The sequence below is a fragment of the Polaromonas sp. P1_E1_2 genome (assembly GCF_056406035.1).
Genome location: NZ_JBFUAZ010000335.1, coordinates 1 through 4,535, shown reverse-complemented (window position 1 = coordinate 4,535; position 4,535 = coordinate 1). Strand labels below are relative to the sequence as shown.

Here is a 4,535-nt window from a genome sequence, read left to right as displayed (position 1 = left end):
GTGCTGGGTGAAAACGGCGCGGGCAAATCCACACTGATGAAGATCATTTACGGCTCGGTCAAGCCCGACGCCGGCAGCGTGGCGATGGACGGCAAACCGGTCGTGGTGCGCAACCCGCACGAGGCGCGGGCGCTGGGCATCAGCATGGTGTTTCAACACTTCAGCCTGTTCGACACATTGACGGTGGCCGAAAACGTCTGGTTGGGGCTGGACAAGCACCTCACGCTGGCGGAAGTCTCGCAGCGCATCATGCAGACGACGCAAGCCTATGGCCTGCAGCTGGACCCGACACGTCCCGTGCACACCCTGAGCGTGGGCGAGCGCCAGCGGGTGGAGATTGTCAGGGCGTTGCTTACGCATCCACGGCTGCTGATCCTGGACGAGCCCACCTCGGTGCTGACGCCCCAGGCGGTCGAGAACCTGTTTGTCACGCTGCGGACGCTGGCGGCGCAGGGCTGCAGTATTTTGTACATCAGCCACAAGCTGCATGAAATCCGCGCGCTGTGCACCGCCTGCACGGTGCTGCGCGGCGGCAAGGTTTCCGGCTTTTGCGATCCGCGGCAGGAATCCAATGCCTCGCTGAGCCGCTTGATGATTGGCGCCGAGCCGCCCGCGCTGGAACACCGGGCGGTGCGCACCGGTGCCGTGGTGTTAGAGGTGAAACAGCTCGACTTGCCCAAAGAAGAGCAGTTCGGCGTTGACCTGCACCAGGTCGCGCTGCAAGTGCGGTCCGGCGAGGTGGTCGGCATCGCCGGGGTGTCGGGCAACGGCCAGAAGGAACTGCTCTATGCGCTGTCGGGCGAAGACACCCGCGCCGCGGCCGATGCGGTGGCGGTGAAAGGCCAGCCGGTGGGCAAGCTCGGGCCGGGTGGCCGGCGCGCACTGGGCCTGCACTTTGTGCCTGAAGAACGCCTGGGCCGCGGCGCCGTACCGTCGCTTTCGCTGGCGCGCAACCTCTTGCTCACGCGCAAGGAGGCCGTCGGCAAAAGCGGCTGGCTCGACCGCGGCGCGTTGCAGGCGCAGGCCGCCCGCATCATTGCCGAGTACAAGGTCAAGTCCGGCGGGCCGCAGGCAGTGGCCAAATCCCTTTCGGGCGGCAACCTGCAAAAATTCATCATGGGCCGCGAGATTGATGCCCGGCCTGAACTCCTGATCGTCTCGCAGCCGACCTGGGGGGTTGACGTGGGTGCGGCCACCCAGATACGCGGCGAGCTGCTCAAGTTGCGCGATGCCGGCTGCGCGGTGCTGGTGGTGAGCGAAGAACTCGAGGAACTGTTCGACATCTGCGATCGGCTCTATGTGATGGCCAAGGGTCAGCTCTCGCCTTCGCTGCCTCGCGCCGACGCCACGGTGGAACTGGTGGGGCAGTGGATGAGCGGGCTCTGGGCGCCCGGCACGCACCCAACAGAAACAACACAAACCACGGCGGAGGCCTCGGCATGAAGCTCGAAATCCGTCCCCAGCCGTCTTCCTTCTGGAGCTATGCCTCTCCGGTGCTGGCCCTGCTGATCACCGTGCTGATCGGTGTGGCGCTCTTTGTGGCGCTGGGTAAAGACCCGGTCAAGGGCCTGCAGGTGTTTTTCTGGGAACCCATCAAGTCGCCTTATGCCATCGGCGAACTGCTGGTCAAGGCCACGCCGCTGCTCATCATCGCGCTGGGTCTCGCGGTGTGTTTTCGCTCCAATGTCTGGAACATTGGCGCCGAAGGCCAGTTCGTCATGGGTGCGATCGCCGCAGGCGGCGTGGCGCTGCTGGCTGAAAAAACCACCGGTCCCTGGATCGTTCCGGTCATCCTGCTGGCAGGCCTTGCGGGCGGCATGGTGTGGGCCGGCATCACCGCCTTGCTGCGAGACCGCTTCAATGCCAATGAAATCCTGGTCAGCCTGATGCTGGTCTATGTGGCGGAGATGGTGCTGAACTACCTCGTCTTCGGTCCCTGGAAAGATCCCAACGGCTACAACTTTCCGCAAACCAGGACTTTTGAGGCCGTGACGCAGATTCCGCGGCTGATGCAGGGCTCGCGCGTGAACATCGGCATCGTGCTCGCACTGCTGGGCGTGGCGGGGCTGTGGCTGTTCATGTTCCGCACACACGCGGGTTTCCGGCATGAAGTCAGCGGCCTGGCGCCCGCTGCTGCGCGCTACGCCGGCTTCTCGTCGCGCCGCGCGTTGTGGCTGGCGCTGCTGACATCGGGCGCCGCGGCAGGCCTGGCCGGCGCGCTGGAGGTGGCCGGCCCCATTGGCCAGCTCACGCCCTATGTGCCGGCCGGTTACGGCTTTGCGGCCATCATCGTCGCTTTCGTCGGACGGCTGCACCCGGTGGGCGTGGTGTTCTCGGCCATCCTGATGAGCATGTTCTACATTGGCGGCGAGCTCGCGCAGTCGCGCCTGGGGCTGCCCAAGTCCATCACCGGCGTGTTCCAGGGCTTGCTGCTTTTCAGCCTGCTGGCTTGCGATACCTTGATCGCCTACAGACTCAGGCTGGCCAGGCCCATCCCCGTGCCGGTGGCCACGCCTCCTTCCACCGACCTTGTGAAAGGAGCCGGCTGATGGACTCCACCGCATTGCTCATCGCCGCCACACTCAGCGCGGGAACCGTGCTGGCCATTGCCGCGCTCGGCCTGCTGATCAACGAGAAGGCCGGCATCGTCAATCTGGGCGCCGAAGGCATGATGCTGTGCGCCGCCATTGCCGGCTTTGCCACCGTGGTGCACACCGGCAACAGCTGGCTGGGCTTTGCGGCCGGCATGGCGGCAGGCGCGTTCCTGGCCGCGGTTTTCGGTGTGCTGGTGATCTGGCTCAACACCAACCAGTACGCCACAGGCCTGGCGCTCAGCCTGTTCGGCGCGGGTTTTTCGGCCTTTGCTGGTATCAAGTATGTGCAAGAGAAGTTGCCCGAACAGTCGCAGTACCCGATTCCTTTCCTGGCCGACATCCCCCTGGTGGGTCCGGCGCTGTTCCGCCAGCACCCCATGGTTTACATCGCGATGGCGCTGACGGCCGGGTTGATCTGGTTTTTGTACCGCACGCGCGCCGGCCTGGTGTTGCGCTCGGTGGGTGAAAGCCCTGAGTCGGCGCATGCGCTGGGCTACCCGGTGCGGCGCATCCGGCTGGCGGCCGTGGTGGCCGGCGGCGCGCTGTGCGGGCTCGCGGGCGCCTATGTGTCGGTGGTCTACACGCCGCTGTGGGTGGAGGGCATGATCGCCGGCAAGGGCTGGATCGCGCTGGCGCTCACCACCTTTGCTACCTGGCGCCCGGCACGGGTGTTGCTTGGAGCTTACCTGTTCGGTGGCGTGACCATGCTGCAGTTTCACCTGCAGAGCCTGGGCGTCAATATGCCCACACAGTTCCTGAGCATGCTGCCCTACCTGTCCACCATCGTGGTGCTAGTCCTGATCTCGCGCAACCCGCTGTGGATTCGCGTCAACATGCCCAGTTCCATCGGCAAGCCGTTTTACCCGGGGGCCTGATGGTGTTTTAAGGTCGATCCGCCGCATAATTGCTTTTTTTTCGCCTTCCCGTTTCACTTTTCATTTCAATGTCATTTCCTAAAAACGAAAGCGAGTTCACATGACTGACCTGCAAAAACGTTCCCTGCTCAAGCTGGCGGCCCTGTCGGCCGTGGCTGCCGCAGCCTTGATGGGCTGCGGCAAGAAGGAAGAGCCGGCAGCGGCGCCTGCCGCGCCCGCGCCGGCGGCCGCCGCACCTGCCAAGGTCGAGCCCCTGAAAATCGCATTTGCCTATGTCGGCCCGGTGGGCGACGGCGGCTGGACCTTCGCGCACGACAAYGGCCGCAAGGCCGTGGAGAAAGCCTATGGCGACAAGGTCGTCACCAGCTTCGTCGAAAAAGTGCCCGAGTCGGCCGACGCCGAGCGCGTGATCCGCGACATGGCGGCCCAGGGCAACAAGCTGATCTTCGGCACCACTTTCGGCTACATGGAGCCCATGCTCAAGGTGGCGGGCGACACCAAGGACGTGAAGTTCGAGCACGCCACCGGCTACAAGCAGGCCGAGAACATGCGCACCTATGACAGCCGCACCTACGAAGGTGCCTACATGGCCGGCGTGATCGCCGGCAAGATGAGCAAGACCGGCACGCTGGGCGTGGTCGGTTCGGTGCCGATTCCTGAGGTGGTGCGCAACATCAACAGCTTCACGCTGGGCGCGCAGTCGGTCAACCCCAAGGTCAAGACCAAGGTGGTGTGGGTCAATGAATGGTTCAACCCACCCAAGGAAACCGAGGCGGCCACGGCGCTCATCAACGGCGGCGCCGACGTGCTGTTCCAGAACACTGATTCGTCCGCCGTGCTGCAGACCGCCGAAAAAATGGGCAAACGCGCTTTCGGCTGGGATTCGGACATGACCGCCTACGGCCCCAAGGCCCACCTGGCATCTGCCATCATCAACTGGGGCCCGTATTACGTGAAGTCCGTGGGTGAGGCGCTTGAAGGCAAGTGGACCGGCAACGCGGCTTCCTGGTGGGGCGTCAAGGAAGGCGCCATCGACATCGTGTCGATTGCCGCCGATGTGCCGGAC

4 protein-coding genes are annotated in these 4,535 nt (G+C 64.5%); all 4 read left to right on the top strand.

The window, feature by feature from the left end; translation table 11 throughout:
* A partial coding sequence (locus AC1D1P_RS15000) for an ABC transporter ATP-binding protein (protein ID WP_477673531.1) occupies nt 1–1,443 on the top strand: 1,443 nt, incomplete at its 5' end.
* Entirely contained in the window at nt 1,440–2,549 is a 1,110-nt protein-coding gene (locus tag AC1D1P_RS14995) for an ABC transporter permease (RefSeq protein ID WP_477673530.1), read from the top strand. The genes AC1D1P_RS15000 and AC1D1P_RS14995, both read left to right, overlap by 4 nt.
* Nucleotides 2,549–3,469: an ABC transporter permease gene (locus AC1D1P_RS14990; protein WP_477673529.1), complete on the top strand. Its 921-nt coding sequence runs from the start codon at nt 2,549–2,551 to the stop codon at nt 3,467–3,469. The genes AC1D1P_RS14995 and AC1D1P_RS14990 overlap by 1 nt, the downstream gene beginning before the upstream one ends.
* 100 nt (nt 3,470–3,569) lie before the next feature.
* Nucleotides 3,570–4,535, top strand: a 966-nt coding sequence (locus AC1D1P_RS14985; protein ID WP_477673528.1) for a BMP family ABC transporter substrate-binding protein, incomplete at its 3' end; no start/stop codon positions are given.